Source organism: Streptomyces sp. NPDC004658 (assembly GCF_040609555.1).
GTDB lineage: Bacteria > Actinomycetota > Actinomycetes > Streptomycetales > Streptomycetaceae > Streptomyces.
The window spans coordinates 1-2,575 of record NZ_JBEXKG010000354.1 but is presented as its reverse complement, the minus strand read 5'-3'; the positions used below and the strand labels follow the sequence as shown (position 1 = coordinate 2,575).

Below are 2,575 nucleotides of genomic sequence, written 5' to 3'. Positions count from 1 at the left end.
GCGGCGCCTGCGGCAGGCCGCCGGTGCCGCCCGCCGCCGCGACCACCTCGTCCGGGGTGCCCAGGCGGTCCAGGATGCGGCGGACGGCGGCGGGCGAGTCCACCGTCGCCTGCGCCCGGTGCCGGTCGATCTCGTTCCGCAGCTCAGACACGAGCCGCATCCGCGTCGCCGACGGCAGCTGGCGCTGCTGGGCGATGTCTCCGACGCGGCTCAGATACTCGTAGACGACCTGGTCGCTCTCGATCCCCACGGACCCCTCCGGGGTGACGCCGACTGATACCCCGTGAGGACCGTACCGCTTCTCGCGGGATGCCCTCGGTACCGGGAAGTCCGCTACCGTTGGCCGGATGAGCCCCGAGGCCCACTCAGCCCCTCGGTCCCTCGCGGAGGCGCTCCGCGCGCGGGACGACGCCTCCTTGGCCGCGCTGCTGCGCAGCCGCCCGGACCTCATCACCCCCGTCCCCACCGACCTCACCCAGCTCGCCACCCGCGCCGCCACCCGCGCCTCGGTGCTGCGCGCCCTGGAGCGGCTGGACCGCTTCGCACTCCAGACGGCGGAGGCGCTGGCCGTGGCCCCGGACCCGGCGTCGTACGACACCCTGCTCGGCCTGATGGCCGGGGACGCCGGTGACGAGACCGTCGCCCGCGCGCTGCCCCGGGCCGTCGCCACCCTGCGCGAGCAGGCGCTGGTGTGGGGCGACGACGACCGGCTGCGGCTGGTGCGCACCGCCCGCGAGCTGCTCGCTCCGTCCCCGCAGCACCCGTCCCCGACCGGGCTCGGACCGACCGTGCAGGAGGCGACCTCGGGCATGTCGCCGGGGCGGATCCAGGAGATCGTGACGACGGCCGGGCTGCCGTCGACCCACGACTCGGTGTCCGCCGTGGCCGCGCTGACCGGGCTGTTCACCCACCGCAAGAAGATGGCGAAGCTGCTCGCCGGGGCCCCGGAGGCGGCCCGCGAGGTGCTGTCCCGGCTGGTGTGGGGGCCGCCGTACGGGCAGGTCACCGCCGATCCGGCGGCGCATCTGCGCTGGCTGCTGGACCGCGGCCTGCTGCTGCCGACCGCACCCGGCACGGTCGTGCTGCCCCGCGAGGTCGCCCTGCATCTGCGCGAGGGCCGCGCCCACCGCGCGCCCGAGCCGCTGCCGCCCGCCGTGGCGCCGGCCGCGACCCACAGCCCGCAGGTGGTGGACGCGACGGCCGCCGGCCAGGCGTACACGGCGCTGGCCACCGTGGAGGAGCTGCTGAAGGACTGGGACGAGGGCGGGCCGGCGGTGCTGCGGGCGGGCGGACTGAGCGTGCGCGACCTGAAGCGGACCGCCGTGGCGCTGGACGTGTCGGAGCCGGTCGCCGCCTTCTGGGTCGAGCTGGCCTACGCGGCCGGTCTGATCGCCTCCGACGGCGAGGCCGACGAGCGGTACGCGGCCACCCCGGCCTACGACGAGTGGCTGGAGCTGCCTCCGGCCGAGCGCTGGACCCGGCTCGCCCGGGCCTGGCTCACGGCCACCCGGACGCCCGGGCTGGTCGGCGGGCGGGACGCCAAGGACCGGACCCTGTCGGCACTCGGTCCGGGCCTCGACCGCTCCGCCGCGCCCGAGGTACGGCACCGGGTGCTGTCCCTGCTGGCCGCGCTGCCGCAGGGCGCCGCACCGGACGCGGAGTCGGTGCTGGCCCGGCTGCGCTGGGAGCGGCCCCTGCGGGGGTCCCAGCGCGACGGCGCCCGCGACGACGACCTGCGCTCCCGGCTGGCCCGCTGGACCCTGTCGGAGGCGGAACAGCTGGGGGTGACGGGCCGGGGCGCGCTGTCGTCCCACGGGCGCGCGCTGCTGGGGGCACCGGCCGCGACCGGGTCCGGGGCCGGGCGGTCCGGCTCCGCCGAGCCCGCCGGCCCCGGTGACAAGCTCCCGGTGCACCACCACCGGGCCCCCGAGCGGCTGACGCCGCTCTCGCCCGCCGAGCTGGGCGACGCGGCCGCCGCCGCTGCCCGGCTGCTCGAACCGCTGCTGCCCGAGCCGCTGGACCACGTGCTGCTCCAGGCCGACCTGACGGCGGTGGCGCCCGGACCGCTGCGGCGCCCGCTCGCGGACATGCTGGGAGTGCTCGCGGACGTCGAGTCCAAGGGCGGCGCGACCGTGTACCGGTTCACACCGGCGTCCGTCCGCCGTGCCCTGGACGCCGGCCGGACCGCCGCCGACCTGCACGCCTTCCTCGCCGAGCACTCCCGCACCCCGGTCCCGCAGCCGCTGGCCTATCTGATCGACGACGTGGCCCGCAGACACGGCCACCTGCGGGTCGGCGCGGCCTCGGCGTACGTCCGCTGCGACGACGACACGCTGCTGAACGAGATCCTCGCCGACAAGCGCGCCGCCGCGCTGCGCCTGCGCCGCCTCGCGCCGACCGTGCTGGCCGCGCCGGCCGACCCGGCGACGCTGCTGGAGGGGCTGCGCGCCATGGGCTACGCCCCCGCCGCCGAGTCCGCCGAGGCCGGGGAGCGGCTGTACCTGGGCGGCGACTGGGGACGCTGGCACCCCGGCGGCAAGCTGGAGTTCCTGGGCCGCCGGGACAGCCAGGTCAA

At 77.6% G+C, this 2,575-nt stretch carries 1 protein-coding gene and 1 pseudogene; one reads left to right on the top strand and one right to left on the bottom strand.

Annotated features, from left to right (window positions below; genetic code table 11):
* A pseudogene (locus ABZV94_RS41205) lies at window positions 1-250 on the bottom strand (hypothetical protein); the annotation flags it as partial.
* 97 nt (window positions 251-347) lie between these two features.
* On the opposite strand from ABZV94_RS41205, the gene ABZV94_RS41200 reads away from it, so the two are divergent.
* On the top strand, window positions 348-2,575 hold a 2,228-nt coding region (locus ABZV94_RS41200), incomplete at its 3' end, for a helicase-associated domain-containing protein (RefSeq protein WP_356350187.1).